This window comes from Streptomyces sp. NPDC048484 (genome assembly GCF_040651415.1).
GTDB lineage: Bacteria > Actinomycetota > Actinomycetes > Streptomycetales > Streptomycetaceae > Streptomyces.
The window spans coordinates 127861-144727 of record NZ_JBEZJY010000027.1; the positions used below are offsets into that span (position 1 = coordinate 127861).

The 16867-nt window shown below is 69.0% G+C and carries 14 protein-coding genes; 10 read left to right on the top strand and 4 right to left on the bottom strand.

Features of this window, described 5'->3' with window-relative positions:
• Position 1: 1 nt before the first annotated feature.
• From AB0D14_RS26685 to AB0D14_RS26710, 6 genes are all read left to right on the top strand, one after another.
• The gene (locus AB0D14_RS26685) at positions 2-799 is read left to right on the top strand and encodes a type III pantothenate kinase (protein ID WP_362783644.1); all 798 of its coding nucleotides are present in this window, start codon (positions 2-4) and stop codon (positions 797-799) included.
• A 220-nt stretch (positions 800-1019) separates the two neighbouring features.
• A complete protein-coding gene (locus tag AB0D14_RS26690; protein ID WP_362783690.1) occupies positions 1020-1718 on the top strand; it encodes a hypothetical protein in 699 nt (232 codons plus the stop codon).
• A gap of 83 nt (positions 1719-1801) precedes the next feature.
• The gene (locus AB0D14_RS26695; protein ID WP_362783646.1) at positions 1802-1981 is read left to right on the top strand and encodes a hypothetical protein; all 180 of its coding nucleotides are present in this window, start codon (positions 1802-1804) and stop codon (positions 1979-1981) included.
• Positions 1982-2116: 135 nt separating this feature from the next.
• Entirely contained in the window at positions 2117-2545 is a 429-nt protein-coding gene (locus AB0D14_RS26700; RefSeq protein WP_362783648.1) for a BlaI/MecI/CopY family transcriptional regulator, read from the top strand.
• Positions 2546-2554: 9 nt separating this feature from the next.
• On the top strand, positions 2555-3094 hold the full coding sequence (locus tag AB0D14_RS26705; RefSeq protein WP_362783650.1) for an amino-acid N-acetyltransferase: 540 nt from the start codon (positions 2555-2557) through the stop codon (positions 3092-3094).
• 249 nt (positions 3095-3343) lie between these two features.
• Positions 3344-3679 carry an Lsr2 family protein gene (locus AB0D14_RS26710; RefSeq protein ID WP_362783652.1) on the top strand — a complete coding sequence of 112 codons (336 nt, stop codon included), beginning with the start codon at positions 3344-3346 and terminating at the stop codon, positions 3677-3679.
• Here the strand turns inward: AB0D14_RS26710 and AB0D14_RS26715 are convergent.
• Positions 3658-4287 (bottom strand): SCO3374 family protein, encoded by a 630-nt coding sequence (locus tag AB0D14_RS26715; RefSeq protein ID WP_362783654.1) that lies wholly within the window; start codon positions 4285-4287, stop codon positions 3658-3660. The two genes, AB0D14_RS26710 and AB0D14_RS26715, sit on opposite strands and share 22 nt — an antisense overlap.
• Before the next feature lie 429 nt (positions 4288-4716).
• Here AB0D14_RS26715 and AB0D14_RS26720 point away from each other — a divergent pair, with 429 nt between their 5' ends.
• Positions 4717-7257, top strand: a complete 2541-nt coding sequence (locus AB0D14_RS26720) for an ATP-dependent Clp protease ATP-binding subunit (protein WP_362783657.1) — start codon at positions 4717-4719, stop codon at positions 7255-7257.
• Positions 7258-7389: 132 nt separating this feature from the next.
• Here AB0D14_RS26720 and AB0D14_RS26725 read toward each other — a convergent pair whose 3' ends face one another.
• A complete protein-coding gene (locus tag AB0D14_RS26725; RefSeq protein WP_362783660.1) occupies positions 7390-8034 on the bottom strand; it encodes an HAD family acid phosphatase in 645 nt (214 codons plus the stop codon).
• A gap of 244 nt (positions 8035-8278) precedes the next feature.
• The gene (locus tag AB0D14_RS26730; protein ID WP_362783663.1) at positions 8279-11398 is read right to left on the bottom strand and encodes an NACHT domain-containing protein; all 3120 of its coding nucleotides are present in this window, start codon (positions 11396-11398) and stop codon (positions 8279-8281) included.
• 153 nt (positions 11399-11551) lie between these two features.
• On the opposite strand from AB0D14_RS26730, the gene AB0D14_RS26735 reads away from it, so the two are divergent.
• Positions 11552-13096, top strand: a complete 1545-nt coding sequence (locus AB0D14_RS26735) for a carboxylesterase family protein (RefSeq protein ID WP_362783664.1) — start codon at positions 11552-11554, stop codon at positions 13094-13096.
• Positions 13097-13529: 433 nt separating this feature from the next.
• Positions 13530-14219, top strand: coding sequence for a M23 family metallopeptidase (locus tag AB0D14_RS26740; RefSeq protein ID WP_362783667.1), 690 nt, complete (start codon positions 13530-13532; stop codon positions 14217-14219).
• A gap of 65 nt (positions 14220-14284) precedes the next feature.
• Here AB0D14_RS26740 and AB0D14_RS26745 read toward each other — a convergent pair whose 3' ends face one another.
• Positions 14285-14866: a helix-turn-helix domain-containing protein gene (locus tag AB0D14_RS26745; RefSeq protein WP_362783670.1), complete on the bottom strand. Its 582-nt coding sequence runs from the start codon at positions 14864-14866 to the stop codon at positions 14285-14287.
• Positions 14867-15113: 247 nt separating this feature from the next.
• Here AB0D14_RS26745 and AB0D14_RS26750 point away from each other — a divergent pair, with 247 nt between their 5' ends.
• Positions 15114-16694: an MDR family MFS transporter gene (locus AB0D14_RS26750; protein ID WP_362783693.1), complete on the top strand. Its 1581-nt coding sequence runs from the start codon at positions 15114-15116 to the stop codon at positions 16692-16694.
• Positions 16695-16867: the final 173 nt, after the last annotated feature.

The window sequence follows — 16867 nt, forward strand, 5'->3', positions numbered from 1 at the left end:
CATGCTGCTCACGATCGACGTCGGCAACACACACACCGTTCTCGGGCTCTTCGACGGCGAGGACATCGTCGAGCACTGGCGCATCTCCACAGACGCGCGCCGTACCGCGGACGAGCTGGCCGTGCTCCTCCAGGGCCTGATGGGCATGCACCCGCTTCTCGGCGACGAGCTCGGCGACGGCATCGACGGCATCGCGATCTGCTCGACCGTCCCCTCGGTCCTCCACGAGCTGCGCGAGGTGACCCGCCGCTACTACGGCGACGTACCCGCCGTCCTCGTCGAACCGGGCATCAAGACGGGCGTCCCGATCCTGATGGACAACCCGAAGGAGGTCGGCGCCGACCGCATCATCAACGCGGTCGCGGCGGTCGAGCTCTACGGCGGGCCGGCCATCGTCGTCGACTTCGGCACGGCGACGACCTTCGACGCGGTCTCCGCGCGCGGGGAGTACGCCGGCGGTGTCATCGCGCCCGGTATCGAGATCTCCGTCGAGGCACTCGGCGTCAAGGGTGCCCAGCTCCGCAAGATCGAGATCGCCCGGCCCCGCACCGTCATCGGCAAGAACACCGTCGAGGCCATGCAGTCCGGCATCATCTACGGCTTCGCAGGTCAGGTCGACGGCGTCGTCAACCGGATGGCCCGCGAGCTCGCCGAGGACCCGGACGAGGTCACGGTGATCGCGACGGGCGGCCTGGCCCCGCTGGTGCTCGGCGAGGCCTCGGTGATCGACGAGCACGAGCCCTGGCTCACGCTCATCGGCCTGCGCCTCGTCTACGAGCGCAACGTCTCCCGCACCTGACCCCGACCGAGGGACCCGACCGGGGGACCCGGTCGGGGTGAGTGGGGCCTGCCGCGGGGCCCGCCCGCCGGGGCGGCCCCGCGGCAGGCCCTTGCGCACGCGGGAGCGGCCACCTCCACCCGGGTGGTGAGGCCACGCCACACATGACCGATCTGCGGATTTTGTCTGATTAGCGCGTATCGTCGCGATCATGCCCACGCCTTACGGATCCCGCGGCGGCATGGCGTTCGGTGCGGAGGAGCTGCGTGTGCTCCGCCGCGCTCTCGCTCTCGCCCTGCACCCCAGCCCCGCCTCGGCACAGGACGTCCAGGACTGCCTCCGCCTCGCGGAGACCGTCGACGAGGCGGCCCGCGAGGGCGCCCGGCTGCGCGCCTTCCTGCTGGCCGACCTCACCCGCTACCGCGCCGCACTGCCGGGAACGGCGGCCGGCTTCCTGACGCTCCTCGAGGAGGCCCTCGGTGCCGGTTACCAGCCGGTGCCCGACGACCTGAGCGCGCTGCGCGCCCTGCGCGGCAACCCCGTCGCGGCCGTCCTCCTCGACCGCTGCCACACGCTCGCGGAACAGGACGTGCGCCTGCGCCTCTCCCTGCACTCGGTACCGGCCTCGCGCAGCCGCGCCCGTACGCGCCTGACGGCCCTCCCCGGCGGCCTCGCCACGGCCACGCCTGCGGCAGGCGCACGAGCAGGCGCAGGCGCAGAGGCGTCGGCCGTGCGCGCGGTGGCCGCGAGAGCCGCCACGGAGAACCCCGGCACGAAACCGCCGGAGAAGCCCGCCGGCGATCCGGCCCCCCGGCCCCAGCCCCAGCCCCGGTCCCCGCGCCGCGACCGAGCCATCCCGACCCCGGGCGAGGTCTTCCCGCCGAGGCGCAAGCCGTCCGCTCCGCCCGCGAACCCTCCTCAACAGCTCGCCGCCATGTAGGGCCGGGGTCCTGGGCCGGGGTCCTGGGCCGGTCCGTGACCCCGATCCCCGCCCATCCCGCTGCCCTGGCTACTCTGGACGGCATGGAATACGTTTCCGCGCTCGTACCCCCGGTAGTGATGGCCGTGTTCTTCATCGGTCTGATCGTGACGATCGTGAAGACCCAGGGTGGCGCCAACAAGGCCAAGGAGGACGCGGTCGTCGACGCGGTCCTCGCCCGCGCCGAGCACACCCGCCAGAGCCCCCGCGACACCGAGGCCTGAGTTCCGCTCGGGTTCCGATCGGCAGGGCGTACGACTCATCAGCTTTTCGAGTCGTACGCCCTTTTTGTTGCTGTTTGTCACTCATTGCCACGTCCACCACGTGATCGGCGACATCTCCCTCTATGGTTCTGAGCTGTGCCTCGCCCATTGGGAGAACTCGAAGACTCGGTCATGACGAGGGTGTGGAAGTGGAACCGCCCGGTGACTGTGCGAGAAGTCCTGGAAGACCTTCAGCAGGAGCGGTCCATCGCCTACACCACGGTGATGACCGTTTTGGACAATCTCCATCAGAAGGGCTGGGTGCGTCGTGAGGCGGAGGGCCGGGCCTATCGATATGAGGCGGTCTCCACCCGTGCCGCCTACGCCGCCGCACTGATGAACGACGCCTGGTCGCAGAGCGACAACCCGACCGCCGCTCTCGTCGCCTTCTTCGGCATGATGTCCCCGGAACAGCGCGAAGCGCTGCGCGATGCCGTGCGTATCGTCCAAGGGCCGGAAACGCCCGCCGAGCAGAAAACGGCAGGCGAGAACCCCGCCGCCGCAGAGGGTCTGGCCGGGCGATAGCGTCCTGACATGCCAGCAGAGCAGCCCGAAGTCAGCACTAATGCCCTCACTGTCCGCCGGGCCAGGACCAGCGATGTCCCGGCGGTTCGCGGCCTCCTTGACTCGTACGTCCGCGGGCGCATCCTGCTCGACAAAGCGACGGTGACGCTTTACGAGGACATCCAGGAGTTCTGGGTGGCGGAACGCGGCACCGGCCCGAGTTCGGAGGTCGTGGGCTGCGGCGCTCTGCATGTCATGTGGGAAGACCTCGCGGAAGTGCGCACTCTCGCGGTGAACCCCGCTGTGCAGGGTGCCGGCGTCGGCCATCAGTTGCTGGGGAAGTTGCTGGAGACCGCCCGGTGGCTCGGTGTTCGCCGGGTATTCTGCCTGACCTTCGAAGTCGACTTCTTCACGAAGCACGGCTTCGTGGAGATCGGTGAGACGCCCGTGGACACCGATGTCTACGCCGAGCTGTTGCGTTCCTATGACGAGGGCGTGGCCGAGTTCCTGGGGCTCGAACGAGTGAAACCGAACACCTTGGGCAACAGTCGGATGCTTCTGCATCTGTGATCGCCTCGGCGTAATACTCCGGACATACCTCCGGCAGTAGCCCGTCGGCCATGCCCGGTGACCCTATGTCCGAAACGCGCATGTTTCCGGTCTTCCCGAGTCCGTCGGTCTCTCCCGGGGGTTTGTGTTTTCCCCGCAAAAGCGGTTTGCTTTCCGACGTACTGCAGTAGTGCATATAACAAGGGGACACGAAACTGCGGCAGCCGCCGTGGACCCTCGGCCCTGAAGATATCGATGAAAGGAAAACCGGTGGCACAGAAGGTTCAGGTCCTTCTTGTTGATGACCTCGACGGCGGCGAGGCGGACGAGACCGTGACGTTCGCGTTGGACGGCAAGACGTACGAGATCGATCTCACGACTGCCAATGCGGACAAGCTCCGTGGACTTCTTGAGCCGTACCTCAAGGGCGGTCGTCGCACCGGAGGCCGCGCCTCGGGTGGCCGTGGAAAGGCGCGCTCCGTTTCGGGCGGCAGCCAGGACACCGCGCAGATCCGTGCCTGGGCGAAGGAGAACGGTCACGAGGTCAATGACCGTGGCCGCGTTCCGGCGACCATTCGTGAGGCCTACGAGAAGGCCAACGGCTGAGCGCAACGGCGGCGCAGCCGGATGCGGTGGCACTCCGTCGCCATCGTCTCCACGAGTCGTACGAGATCGGGGGCGCCCCCACCGCCCCCGGCAAGGGCCGACAGTGTCGGCAGCGAAGACTCCACCTCGCAGCCAGGCTCAGGGGGCCGCAGCCATACGGCGGCCCCCCGCGAGTCGGCGGCCGGGACCCCGCCCGTCCCTCCCGGAACCGCCTCACCGCGACTCCCCCGAGCACCGCGGGCCAGGCCCGGCGGCAGCGGCGCCTCGACGCGCCCGCCCGAGCCGGTCGCCCTGATGTCCAGCGCGAGAGAGCCCCACTCCAGCCAGTCGAGGAGTCCCGGCAGTTCCTCCGCGCTCCCCGCGGCGACGAACAGCCGCATCCGGTCCGCCCGCACGGCGACCGGAGAGCCCGGCCCCAGGTGCCGCAGCGCCGCGTACCCCGCCTCGGCGGGCACCTCCAGCACGTCGAAACGCAGCCCCGTCAACAGTTCCACCGGTGGGCCGGGCACCGTCGCCCACCTCAGTTCGTTCTCGTACCAGTGCCGCACCGTGTCGTCCGGACGGCTCGTATCGGACGGACGGCGGGGGGAAGGGACCGTGGGGACCATGCAAGGCCAACCGCGAGAGAAGCGTTCGAGTTACGCTGGGTGGTCCGGCATATGCGAAGGGTTTCGATGGAGAGGCCGTGCCGGGGTGGTCCACGACGCAAGGGTGTTCGCCCGTAGCGGAGGGAACCGGGGTACCTGGCATGGAGTGTCAGTGCCTGCGGGTAAGACATCCCTAGTGAGAGGGGCGACGCGCATGGCTTGGGCATCTCACGTTCGCCATCGGCGTACTGATGGTGGGGGTATCTGCTTGGCCTGCGGGAACATCGTCTCGCACCATCAGGTTGGAGCAGATGTCGGCGTTAGGGTTCAGGAGCCCAAGGACGGTGTCGGCAGTTGGAATGAGCGGTCCCCGCTTGCGGGACTAAGCTGCGGAAGGACAGGGAGGGGAGCGTCCCCTTACTGCCTGACCGCTCTGAGGAGCGATTAACGATGTTCGAGAGGTTCACCGACCGCGCGCGGCGGGTTGTCGTCCTGGCTCAGGAAGAAGCCCGGATGCTCAACCACAACTACATCGGCACCGAGCACATCCTCCTGGGCCTGATCCATGAGGGTGAGGGTGTCGCCGCTAAGGCCCTGGAGAGCCTCGGGATTTCGCTCGAGGCGGTCCGCCAGCAGGTGGAGGAGATCATCGGGCAGGGCCAGCAGGCTCCGTCCGGGCATATTCCCTTCACCCCCCGTGCCAAGAAGGTCCTGGAGCTGTCGCTCCGCGAGGCCCTTCAGCTGGGCCACAACTACATCGGCACGGAGCACATCCTGCTCGGCTTGATCCGTGAGGGCGAGGGCGTCGCCGCCCAGGTCCTGGTCAAGCTGGGCGCGGATCTGAACCGGGTGCGGCAGCAGGTCATCCAGCTGCTCTCCGGTTACCAGGGCAAGGAGACCGCCGGCGCCAGTGGCGGTCCTGCCGAGGGCACCCCCTCGACGTCCCTGGTCCTGGACCAGTTCGGCCGTAACCTCACCCAGGCCGCCCGTGAGTCCAAGCTCGACCCGGTCATCGGGCGCGAGAAGGAGATCGAGCGGGTCATGCAGGTGCTGTCCCGCCGCACGAAGAACAACCCGGTGCTGATCGGTGAGCCCGGCGTCGGCAAGACCGCCGTCGTCGAGGGCCTCGCCCAGGCCATCGTCAAGGGTGAGGTGCCCGAGACCCTCAAGGACAAGCACCTCTACACCCTGGACCTGGGCGCGCTGGTGGCCGGTTCCCGCTACCGCGGTGACTTCGAGGAGCGCCTGAAGAAGGTCCTCAAGGAGATCCGCACCCGCGGCGACATCATCCTGTTCATCGACGAGCTGCACACGCTGGTCGGTGCGGGCGCCGCCGAGGGTGCCATCGACGCGGCTTCGATCCTGAAGCCGATGCTGGCCCGCGGTGAACTGCAGACCATCGGCGCCACGACGCTCGACGAGTACCGCAAGCACCTGGAGAAGGACGCCGCGCTGGAGCGCCGCTTCCAGCCGATCCAGGTCGCGGAGCCGTCGCTGCCGCACACGATCGAGATCCTCAAGGGTCTGCGGGACCGTTACGAGGCCCACCACCGGGTGTCCATCACGGACGAGGCGCTGGTGCAGGCGGCGACGCTCGCCGACCGGTACATCTCGGACCGTTTCCTCCCCGACAAGGCGATCGACCTGATCGACGAGGCCGGCTCCCGGATGCGTATCCGCCGGATGACCGCCCCGCCGGACCTGCGCGAGTTCGACGAGAAGATCGCAGGCGTCCGCCGCGACAAGGAGTCCGCGATCGATTCGCAGGACTTCGAGAAGGCCGCTTCCCTGCGTGACAAGGAGAAGCAGCTGCTGGCCGCGAAGGCCAAGCGGGAGAAGGAGTGGAAGGCCGGCGACATGGACGTCGTCGCCGAGGTCGACGGCGAGCTGATCGCCGAGGTCCTCGCGACCGCCACCGGCATCCCGGTCTTCAAGCTGACCGAGGAGGAGTCCTCGCGTCTGCTGCGGATGGAGGACGAGCTCCACAAGCGGGTCATCGGCCAGGTCGACGCCGTCAAGGCGCTGTCGAAGGCGATCCGCCGTACGCGCGCCGGTCTGAAGGACCCGAAGCGTCCCGGTGGCTCGTTCATCTTCGCCGGTCCGTCCGGTGTCGGTAAGACCGAGCTGTCCAAGGCGCTCGCCGAGTTCCTCTTCGGTGACGAGGACGCGCTGATCTCCCTGGACATGTCGGAGTTCAGTGAGAAGCACACGGTCTCGCGGCTGTTCGGCTCGCCTCCCGGCTATGTGGGCTACGAGGAGGGCGGGCAGCTGACCGAGAAGGTCCGCCGCAAGCCGTTCTCCGTCGTGCTCTTCGACGAGGTGGAGAAGGCCCACCCGGACATCTTCAACTCGCTGCTGCAGATCCTGGAGGACGGCCGGCTGACCGACTCCCAGGGCCGGGTGGTGGACTTCAAGAACACGGTCATCATCATGACGACCAACCTCGGCACCCGGGACATCTCCAAGGGCTTCAACCTGGGCTTTGCGGCCTCGGGGGACAAGAAGTCCAACTACGAGCGGATGAAGAACAAGGTCTCGGACGAGCTCAAGCAGCACTTCCGGCCCGAGTTCCTCAACCGTGTCGATGACGTGGTCGTCTTCCCGCAGCTCACCCAGGCCGACATCCTCACGATCGTCGACCTGATGATCGGCAAGGTCGACGAACGCCTCAAGGACCGGGACATGGGCATCGAGCTGTCCCAGTCCGCCAAGGAGCTCCTCTCCAAGAAGGGCTACGACCCGGTGCTCGGCGCGCGTCCGCTGCGGCGCACCATCCAGCGCGAGATCGAGGACACCCTCTCCGAGAAGATCCTCTTCGGCGAGCTGCGCCCCGGTCACATCGTGGTCGTCGACACCGAGGTCGAGGGTGAGGGCGAGAGCGAGACCAAGACCTTCACCTTCCGCGGCGAGGAGAAGTCCCCGCTCCCGGACGTTCCGCCGATCGAGCAGGCGGCCGGTGGGGCAGGTCCCAACCTGAGCAAGGAGGCGTGACCTTCGGGTACGCCTGAGAACGACTGCTCGCTGAACGAGTGCTCGTTGAACGACTGATGGGGCCGGTGCTTTCGAGCACCGGCCCCATCGGCGTGCCGGGTGCCTTGTCCGTCAGGAGGGGTGTCCCAGCCGTCAGGACAGCTGGCCGTCGTAGTCCGGCAGCTTGTACGTCTTCTCGGCGTGCCCGCCCGAGAGGTCGGTGGCGCTGTTGCCGACGTTCGCGATGATCGTGTAGCCCTTGGCCTCGATGGCCGCGCGCTGGGCCGTCTTGTACTCGGCCACGCCCTTGAAGAGGTCGATGAAGTTGCGTACGTGCAGGCCGGAGACCTGGTAACCGACGTGCTTGAGGTTGTAGTCCGTCGCCGACTTGATGATGTCCGGGCGGGCGGTGACGAAGAACAGGGCGACGCCGTGGTCCTGCGCGTATCTGGCCACGTCGAGGACGGGCGCGTTGGCCGGAGAGGGATAGCTGAAGCCGAAGTCGGTCTCCAGCGTGGTGTTGTCGATGTCGAAGACGATCGCCTGCTTCTCGCCCGTGGTCGCGCCGGCGATACGTTCCTTCAGATAGGGAAGAGCCTTGGCCATGACGGCCCGGCAGTCCTTCTGCCAGGTGTCGTGGTCCACGTCCGCTGCCGCGGCGGCGGGGGTCGCCACGGTGGTGCCGGCGGTGGTGGCAGCGGCCGGGGTCGCGGCGGCGGCAGGGCTCATCAGGGCCGCGGTGACGGCCGTGGCGGCGACGGCCACGCCTATGAGGCGCTGCCGGTTGCTTCCTGTCATGGGTGGGGGTTCCTCTCGCATCGGAGCGCTGCGGTACATGGGGTGTGGTGCATGCTCTGTGGCGTGTGAGGCCAGAGGGAAGCGACGAGATTACTGGGTGGTAACTATAGGACGCCCAGGCGGTGTTGGGGTAGACCCCGGGCCCCGGACTCCTGACCGCGGACTCCGGACCGCGGACCCCGGACTCCGGCAGCGAAGGGGGACGGGGGCCTGATGCCTGTCAGGGAGGTCCTACAGGGAGGCCCTAGAGGACGGTGCGCGCCTTCACGACGGTGTGCATGCCCGGGAAGAGTCCGAGGATCTGCTCCGGTACTTCCGTCGTCTCGGAGGCGAGCACGAAGGTGACCGACCGCAACCCGGGAAACAGAGCCGGTACCGCCGAGAGGTCTTCGTTTCCGGTGAATTTGTTGAACCGCAGGTACTTGATGCCCGGCAGAACGGGGCCCTCCACCCACGGCATCGCGGTCCAGTTCAGGCGCAGTTCCTTGAGCCGGGGCAGGAGCGCGACCTCTTCGTAGTCCTCAGGAGTGAGCGACGGCGTGAGGTCTGCCAGGCTCAGCGTCTTGAGCGAGCGCACATGGCGCAGGCCGCGCAGCCCGGTGAACTGCAGGGCACCCCTGGCCAATCGGAGATACGTCAGCGGCAGGTCACGCGGAAGCGCGGAGTCGAGGGATTCACCGAAGAGCGTGACACCGATGTCGAGTTCGCGCAGGGTCGCCGAGGTCGAAAGGGGCGCCAGCGCGTCCGGCTGTTCCAGGTGCGACATGAGGTTCAACGACAGCCATCGAACAGGCAGAGCGGCCACCGGCGAGAGGTCGTCCACCTGCGGACTGTTGCTGATGTCCAGATAGACGAGTCGGTGCAGTGGTGAAAGCCAGTCCAGGCCGCGCAGGGCCTGGTTGTCCCGCACGACGAGATGGCGTGTCGTGTCCGGTGCGAGGTATGTCCTCAGATCGGACGCCTCGATGTTCCCTTCGAGTTGAAGCCGCTGCCGCCCGCCGAGTGAGCGCAGGGTGCGCAGATGCTCCGCCGAATGCGCGGTGAAGTAGAGCTCGTCCTCGGGAAGGTGGGCGATGACGTCGGCCGCGTACCGCTCGGAGTCGAACCGGTGCCAGGTCCAGGTGAGCTGGGAGCGGACCGACAGGGAGGGGTGGGAGCGGAAGCGGGCCAGGACCGGGACGGCCGCGTCGGTGTTGACGAGGGACGCGGTGACGACGACCGCCCTGGCCTCCGCCTCGGACAGGCCCTCGGGGCCGGGCAGGAGTTCCAGTACCAGCGGGCCCACCGAGGCCAGCTCACGGGCCTCCTCCGCCGTACGGGGCGGGATGAGCAGGGCCGCCTGCTCCTCCACGGCGGCCCTGACCTCCGGGGCGAGTTCCGTGGCGTGTTCCAGGCCCGCCAGGGCGAGGAGGCGGATGCGGGTGCCCCCGGCCGGCCCGGCGTGTTCGGCGGCAGCCAGCAGCTGGACCAGGAGATCCGCGCGTTCGCGGGGCCGGGCGTGGGCGACGGCCATGCGGATCACGTCCGACCACTGGTGGTCGGCGGCGTTGCGGACGAGCAGCCCGAAGTCGCCGTCCTCCACCGCGGCCTTCGCGCCCAGGTAGTCCTGGAAGGTGCGGTGGACGAACTCGACGGTACTCACCGAGGGTTCGCGGAGCAGCCCGCTGCGTACGAGGAGATGGCGGTAGATCGCGGGAGCGTCTCCCTGGCTCGCTACGGCGGGCAGGGAGGGCAGGGCGTCCGCGATGAGACGCTCGGCCCGCTCGCGGTCCATCTCCAGCCGGTTGTTGCGGATCAGCCAGTAGGCCAGGCGCTGGAGAAGCTGGATCTGGGGGAGTTCGGTGAGCCGGACGTCGTCGTGCGGGAGCATGTCCCGCTCCTGGTCGCGGCGGGCGAGGAGCATGGAGAGGGCGGCGTCGTACAACTCCTGGCGGCCGTGCGGCAGATAGCCGCGCCGATCCCGGTGCAGGGCGCAGATCAGGCCGCACATCAGGGGGTTGGTGGCGAGGCGGCCGAGGTCCGGCTTGGTGCCGACGGCGTCGAGCAGCGAGGTCTCGTACGCGGCGAGGCGGTCGGTATCGGTTTCGGGGGCGTCGACGCGGGCCGCCATGTGCCAGCGCCGGATGAACGCGGTGATGTCCTCGCGGCTCATCGGGGCGAGGGCGAGCTCCGTGAAGCCGTCCGCGGCGAGCCAGTTCTCGCGTACGGCCGAGGGGCGTGACGTGATCAGCCACTGGTTGCCCGGATAGGCGTCGAGCAGGTCGCGCAGCCAGCGGCGGGTGCGCTCACGGTCGGGTTCCGGGATCTCGTCGATGCCGTCGACGAGCAGCAGTCCGCGGCCTGCCGCGAGAACCCGGTCGGACCAGCCGTCCGGCGTCGCGCCGTGGAAGGGCACACGGGCGGCGGCCAGGAAGTCGGCGGGCGCGGGCAGCCCGTCGGGGCGGCGTACGAGCGTGCGCAGCGGCAGGACGAAGGGGATCCGGTCGCCGCGCTCACCGCGCGCCGCCGTCACCGCCAGCCACTGCACCAGCGTCGTCTTGCCCGATCCGGCCACCCCTCTCAGCAGCACCAGGTCCTGCTCGGACAGCGCCTCCTCGGCGGACAGCGGAAGGCCGGGCGAGCCGACAATCCTGCTGTCCTCGTCGCTCGTGGCGGGGCGCAGGGCCTGCAGGGTGAGGTAGGCGGCGTCCAGGGGCCAGCGGTCCGGCGAGTTCACCAGGTCGATGCCGTAGATGGTGAGCTGGCTGTGCTTCGTCGCCGTGTAGGCGAGAAAGCGCTGCTCGAACGCCGCGTCGCCGCCGCCGGGCAGCGGCGTCCGGGCGATCAGCTCATCCACCTTCGCTATCAGTTCGGCCTGTCGGCGCGTCTGCTCGACGAGCGTCCTGGCCACGAACGTCGAGCGCTGGGTGAAGAAGTGCAGGATGTGCAGGCAGGCCGTGTCGAGCAGCCGTTCGTAGAACAGCGTCGCGTCGAAGCCGAGGTCCCGGTCGGGGTTGCCTGCGGTGTGGCGCAGGTGGAGGGCCAGGGCCGAGTGACCCAGTGCCACGGCCTGTGCGTCGGTCATGGTGAGGTCGCCGAGGGCGTGCAGGGTGTCGGCGAGGGCGTGCACGACGGACTGTTCCTCGTCGGCGGGAACGGGCCGTTCGGAAGCGTCCTTCACGGCTCGTCCGACCAGCTCGGTTGCGAGCCTGGTCACGTCCCTCGCGCCGAGCGTGCGCTGCTCGCCCCTGAAGGAGACGCGGGACGAGATGCGTACGGGTTTGTCGACCAGGCCCGCGCCCGGCCCCTCCGTCACGAAGAGTTTCCTGATGAGCGGTGTGGCCACGCTGGACGCCAGCCGCACGCCTACGGTTGCCGGTTCCATGGCGCTCCCCCGAGGGCATGGTGGGTGGTCGGCCAGCGTATCGGCCGGGACGGGCCCCTGTCAGTGGATCTTGGAGCGACAAATGCGGTGGCCGTGCGACCCGGTTCGGCGGGAGGATCCGTGTGTCCCGAACTGTCGTAGGAGGGAGCCGCAATGGATGCCGAGCAACCCGAAGTCCGTACGCAGGCAGGCGCGCTGAGGGGCGAGGTCGGGAAGGAGGGCACGGCGGTGTTCCGGGGTGTCCCCTTCGCCGAACCGCCCGTCGGTCCCCTGCGGTTCGGGGCGCCGCGGCCCGCGCGCGGTTGGGACGGGGTGCGGCAGGCGACCGGGTTCGGGCCGCCGCCTCCGCAGTCCGCGGCGTTCGGCATGGACGCGCTGGCGTCCGCGGACGACGGTGACTGGCTGACGCTCAACGTCTGGACGCCCGACCCCGGCCCCGGCGCCGGGCTGCCGGTGATGGTGTGGCTGAACGGAGGCGGGTACGTCATCGGGATGTCGGGCCTTCCCGAGTACGACGGCGCCCGGCTGGCCCGTGAGGGCGGTGTCGTCCTGGTGACGCTCAACTACCGGGTCGGCATCGAGGGGTTCGCGCTCATCGAGGGCGCGCCGGCCAACCGTGGTCTGCTCGACCAGGTCGCCGCGCTCGAATGGGTGCGGGACAACATCCGCGCCTTCGGCGGCGACCCGGACCGTGTCACGGTCTTCGGCGAGTCGGCGGGCGCGGGCTCGCTCGCCGCGCTGCTCGCGATGGACCGCGCGGCGGGGCTCTTCAAGCGGGCCGTCGTACAGAGCGTGCCCGGTGTGTTCTTCTCGTCCGCGCTCGCCGCGGACATCGCCGGAGAGCTCGCGGCGGAGCTGGGGCTACGGCCGACCGTGGGTGACCTGGGGACGGTGCCGCCGGGACGGCTGCCCGCGGCGGCGGACGCGGTCGGGGCGCGCACGGGGCAGGGGCAGTACGCGGACCGGTGGGGAGTGTTGGCGCACACGTCGGTCCTGCTGGCGCCCGTGGTGGACGGAGAGGTGCTGCCCGCCGCGCCGTGGGAGGCGCTCGCCGCCGGGGCGGCCCGTGACGTCGAACTCATCGTCGGCCACACGCGGGACGAGCACCGCCTCTTCATGGCACTCGACGGAACGCTGGGCGAGGTGACGGAGGACCGGGCGGCGGTGGCGCTGAGGGCGTTCACACCCGACGGGAGCAGCGAGGAGGCGTACCGGAAAGCCTTCCCCGGGCTGGACCCGGAGGGGCTGTACGAAGTCGTCAACTCCGACTGGCTGTTCCGTATGCCGTCACTGCATCTGGCCGAGGCCCAGGTCGCGGGCGGTGGTCGCGTCCACTTCTACGAGCTCGCATGGGAAGCGCCCGGCATGGGCGGGGTGCTCGGGGCCTGCCATGGGCTCGATGTGCCGTTGACCTTCGGGAACCTCGACGCGGGGCTGCCCGCGCTGCTGCTGGGGACGCCGCCGCCGGTGGCGGCGGAGGAGCTGTCGGGGCTGTTCCGGGCCGCGTGGACGGGGTTCGCGGCGGGGAAGGGGCCGGGCTGGCCCGCGTACGACATCGACCGGCGGCTGGTGCGGCTCTTCGACGCGCGGCCGACCGCGACCGGTGCGGTGACCGGTGAGGTGACCGCGTATCCGGAGGCGGTGTCGCGGGAGCTGTGGCAGGGGCACGTCTTCGGGGCGTTGCCGCTGGTCGGATAGGACCGAGGAGGTAGCCCCGGTCACATCTCGTGGCCCCTGGATCCTGCTGCCCGGTGACATGACGCACAGGCTGTCCGGCCCCTACTAGGGGGGATAGTGGCGGAGTCGAGGTGGGCAAAAGGGACCTTTGACCCTAGGGGTGGGACCAGGGTCCCCCAGGGGTGACGGCGAAGCCGGCGGGGCGGGGTCGAGCCGAAGGACAAGCACGTGAAGTGGGGGTAAACCAGACTTCCAGGAAAAAACCAGGAGTTTCTCGTGCGGGGCGGTGGTTCTGTCAAGGAGTCGGAAGTTTCAGGGTCAAGTACGACTTGAGGTCGTAGAGAGGGGTTTTGGGGGATCGGGGGGATTCGGGTTACCAAGGGATGACCGACCCCCGCCCGGCGCATCGTCAGCACGCCGGGCGTGTTGATGTCCGTCCCCGGAGGTAACCCCCATGTCGCAGCGCACCAAGTCACGCATATCCGGCACGTCCCTGCTCCGTACCCGGGCGGCCGCCCTGGCCCTCGGCCTGGGGGTCTCGGCCGCCGCCGGAGCCGGGGTCGCGGTCGCCGCCGACGCCAAGTCGAGCGCTGTCGGCCTGCCGGGCTCGGCCGCCGCCTCCGTGCAGCAGCAGGCCGCCGCCCAGGCCAAGGCCGCCACGCAGTCGAAGAGCAAGGCGGCCGCCAAGAAGGCCGCGGCCAAGCCGACCGCCGCGAAGACGGCCGCCTCCTGGGTGGACCCGGTCGCGAAGTACAAGCTCTCCGCGACCTTCGCCCAGGCCGGCAACCTGTGGTCGTCCACCCACTCCGGCCAGGACTTCGCCGTCGCCTCCGGCACCCAGGTCGTCGCGGCCCACGGCGGCACCGTCGTGAAGACCGGCGGCAACGGCGCCGGTGACGGGCCCGCGTACGGCAACGCGGTCGTGATCAAGCACAGCAACGGCACGTACTCGCAGTACGCGCACCTCTCCCGCGTGGACGTGCGGGCCGGCCAGGTCGTCAAGACCGGCCAGCGGGTCGCGCTGTCCGGCAGCACCGGCAACTCCAGCGGGCCGCACTTGCACTTCGAGATCCGTAAGACGGCCGACTACGGCTCCGCGGTCGACCCGGTCGCCTTCCTGCGCTCCAAGGGCCTGAACCTCTGAGGCTGCGAGGAGGCTGCGAGGCTGCGAGGCCTTGAACCTCCGAGGGTGACCTCGGGTACGGGCTCTCAGGACTCCTGAGGGCCCGAGTGTGCCCGTGTGACCAGCTCGATGGCGACCTCCAGGACCGCTTTCCGCTTGTCCTCCAGGTCGCCTTCCATGTCCTTGAGGGCGAACATCCCGGCGTGCATGGTGAACAGGGCGCTCACGCACCGGACCTGGTCCGTCAGTGCGGCGTCCGGCTCCCTGATGATGTCCAGCATCCCGAGCATGCGGTCCTTGAACGACTCGCCGATGCTCAGTTCGCGGATCGTCGCCTGGTTCTCCTGCATGAAGCGGAAGAGGGGGGCAGCGTCGGTGAGGGCCTCGCTGTAGCGGCGCAGGATTTCCTGCTTGGTGTCGAGGGTGTGCGGCTGGCCCTTGCCCCACTCGATCAGTTCGTCCATCGGCCTCGTCAGATCCTCGAAGAGGCTTATGAGGATGTCTTCCTTGCTTTTGAAGTGGTAGTAGAGCGCCGCCTTCGTGACGTCCAGCCGCTCGGCGATCTCGCGCAGGGAGGTTTTCTCGTAGCCCTGATCGGCGAAGAGCTCGACGGCCACGTCCTGGATGCGCTGGCGGGTGTCTCCGCGCCGCCGCTGCCTGCTGCCCATCGTGGCGCTCCTCGTCCTGGTCGCACGCCGCCCGGCGTGGGTAAAGAAAAACTTACTTGACGCCCGGCTAGTTACGGGTCTACTTTCCCCAGTGTAGTCAACTTGCCGGTCGGCAAGTAAGCGGCAGGGCAGGATCCAGGGGAGTGGGACAGTGGCGGACACCAGGGCGGCCGGGACGGCCGGAACAGCGGATGACGGGGCGGGGACGGCCGGAGCGACCGGGACGACCGAGGTGACTGACAGGCTGGTGGAGCCGGCGGACGCACCGAAGGCACCGGCGGACGCAGCGGACGCGGGCAAGCAGCCCAGGAGCGTACGTGTCGTCCTGATGGCGCTGATGATCGCGATGATGCTCGCGATGCTCGACAACATGATCATCGGCACCGCGATGCCGACCATCGTGGGAGATCTGGGCGGCCTGGAGCACCTGTCGTGGGTCGTCACCGCCTACACGCTCGCGACCGCCGCCTCCACCCCGATCTGGGGCAAGCTCGGCGACATGTACGGGCGCAAGGGCATCTTCATGACCTCGATCGTGCTCTTCCTGATCGGGTCGGCGCTCAGCGGAATGGCCCAGGACATGGGCCAGCTCATCGGGTTCCGCGCGGTCCAGGGACTCGGCGCGGGCGGTCTGATGGTCGGCGTCATGGCGATCATCGGTGACCTGATCCCGCCGCGGGAGCGGGGCAAGTACCAGGGCATGATGGCCGGCGTGATGGCCCTCGCCATGATCGGCGGACCGCTGATCGGCGGCACCATCACCGACAACTGGGGCTGGCGCTGGTCCTTCTACATCAACCTGCCGCTCGGCGTCATAGCCCTGATCGCCATCAGTGTCGTACTGCATCTGCCCAAGAAGCGGGTGGACGCGCGGATCGACTATCTGGGCGCCGCGCTGCTCACCGTGGGCATCACCTCGATCGTGCTCGTCACCACCTGGGGCGGGACCGAGTACGCCTGGGGTTCCGCCAGGATCATGGAGCTGGCCGCGATCGGGATCGTCGCACTCGTCGGCTTCCTGTTCGTGCAGACCAAGGCCGCCGCGCCGGTCATACCGCTGCACATCTTCCGCAGCCGCAACTTCACGCTGATGTCCGTCGTCGGCTTCGTCACCGGGTTCGTGATGTTCGGCGCGGTGCTGTTCCTGCCGCTCTACCAGCAGTCGGTGCAGGGCGCGTCCGCGACCAACTCCGGGTTGCTGCTGCTGCCGATGCTCGGCGCGATGCTCGTGACCTCGTTGGTCTCCGGGCGAGTGACCACCAACACCGGGCACTACAAGTCCTTCCCGATCGTGGGCAGCGCGCTGATGGCCGTCGGGCTGTACCTGCTGTCGCTCATGGACACCGACACGTCGCGGCTGACGTCCGGTGTGTACATGGCCGTGGTCGGTGCGGGCATGGGCTGTCTGATGCAGATCACCATGCTCGTCTCGCAGAACAGCGTCGAGATGAAGGACATGGGTGTCGCGTCGTCCAGCAGCACGCTGTTCCGTACGCTCGGCTCGTCCTTCGGCGTCGCCATCATGGGGGCGCTGTTCAACAACCGCGTCCAGGACGTGATGAGTGAGCGGGCCGGGGCGCTCGGGTCCAAGCTCACTGAGCAGTCGGCGCAGTTGGACGCGGCGAGCCTGGCGAAGTTGCCCGTGCCCGCGCGGGAGGCGTACCAGCACGCGGTGTCGTCCGGGACGCACTCGGCGTTCCTGCTGGGGGCCGTTGTCGCGGTGGTCGCTCTGGTCGCGGCTGTGTTCGTGAAGGAGGTTCCGCTGCGGGGTGCGGGGTCCTCTGGCGGGGCCGGCGAGGACAAGCCTGCGACGGCGGAGGCTGTCTGAGGCTGAGCCACTCTTTGGCCTGGGGCCCCTGGTTTCGGACGGTGTCCGGAAACGGGGGCCTTTTCTCGCCCCCGCCGCCCCTACCCTTCCCCCGTCGATGAGGCCGTCGGCAGGCTGCGGTCCCTGCCGGTCGCCGTCCCCCAGAACCTCACCCTCGTCGATGCCGCGAAGGC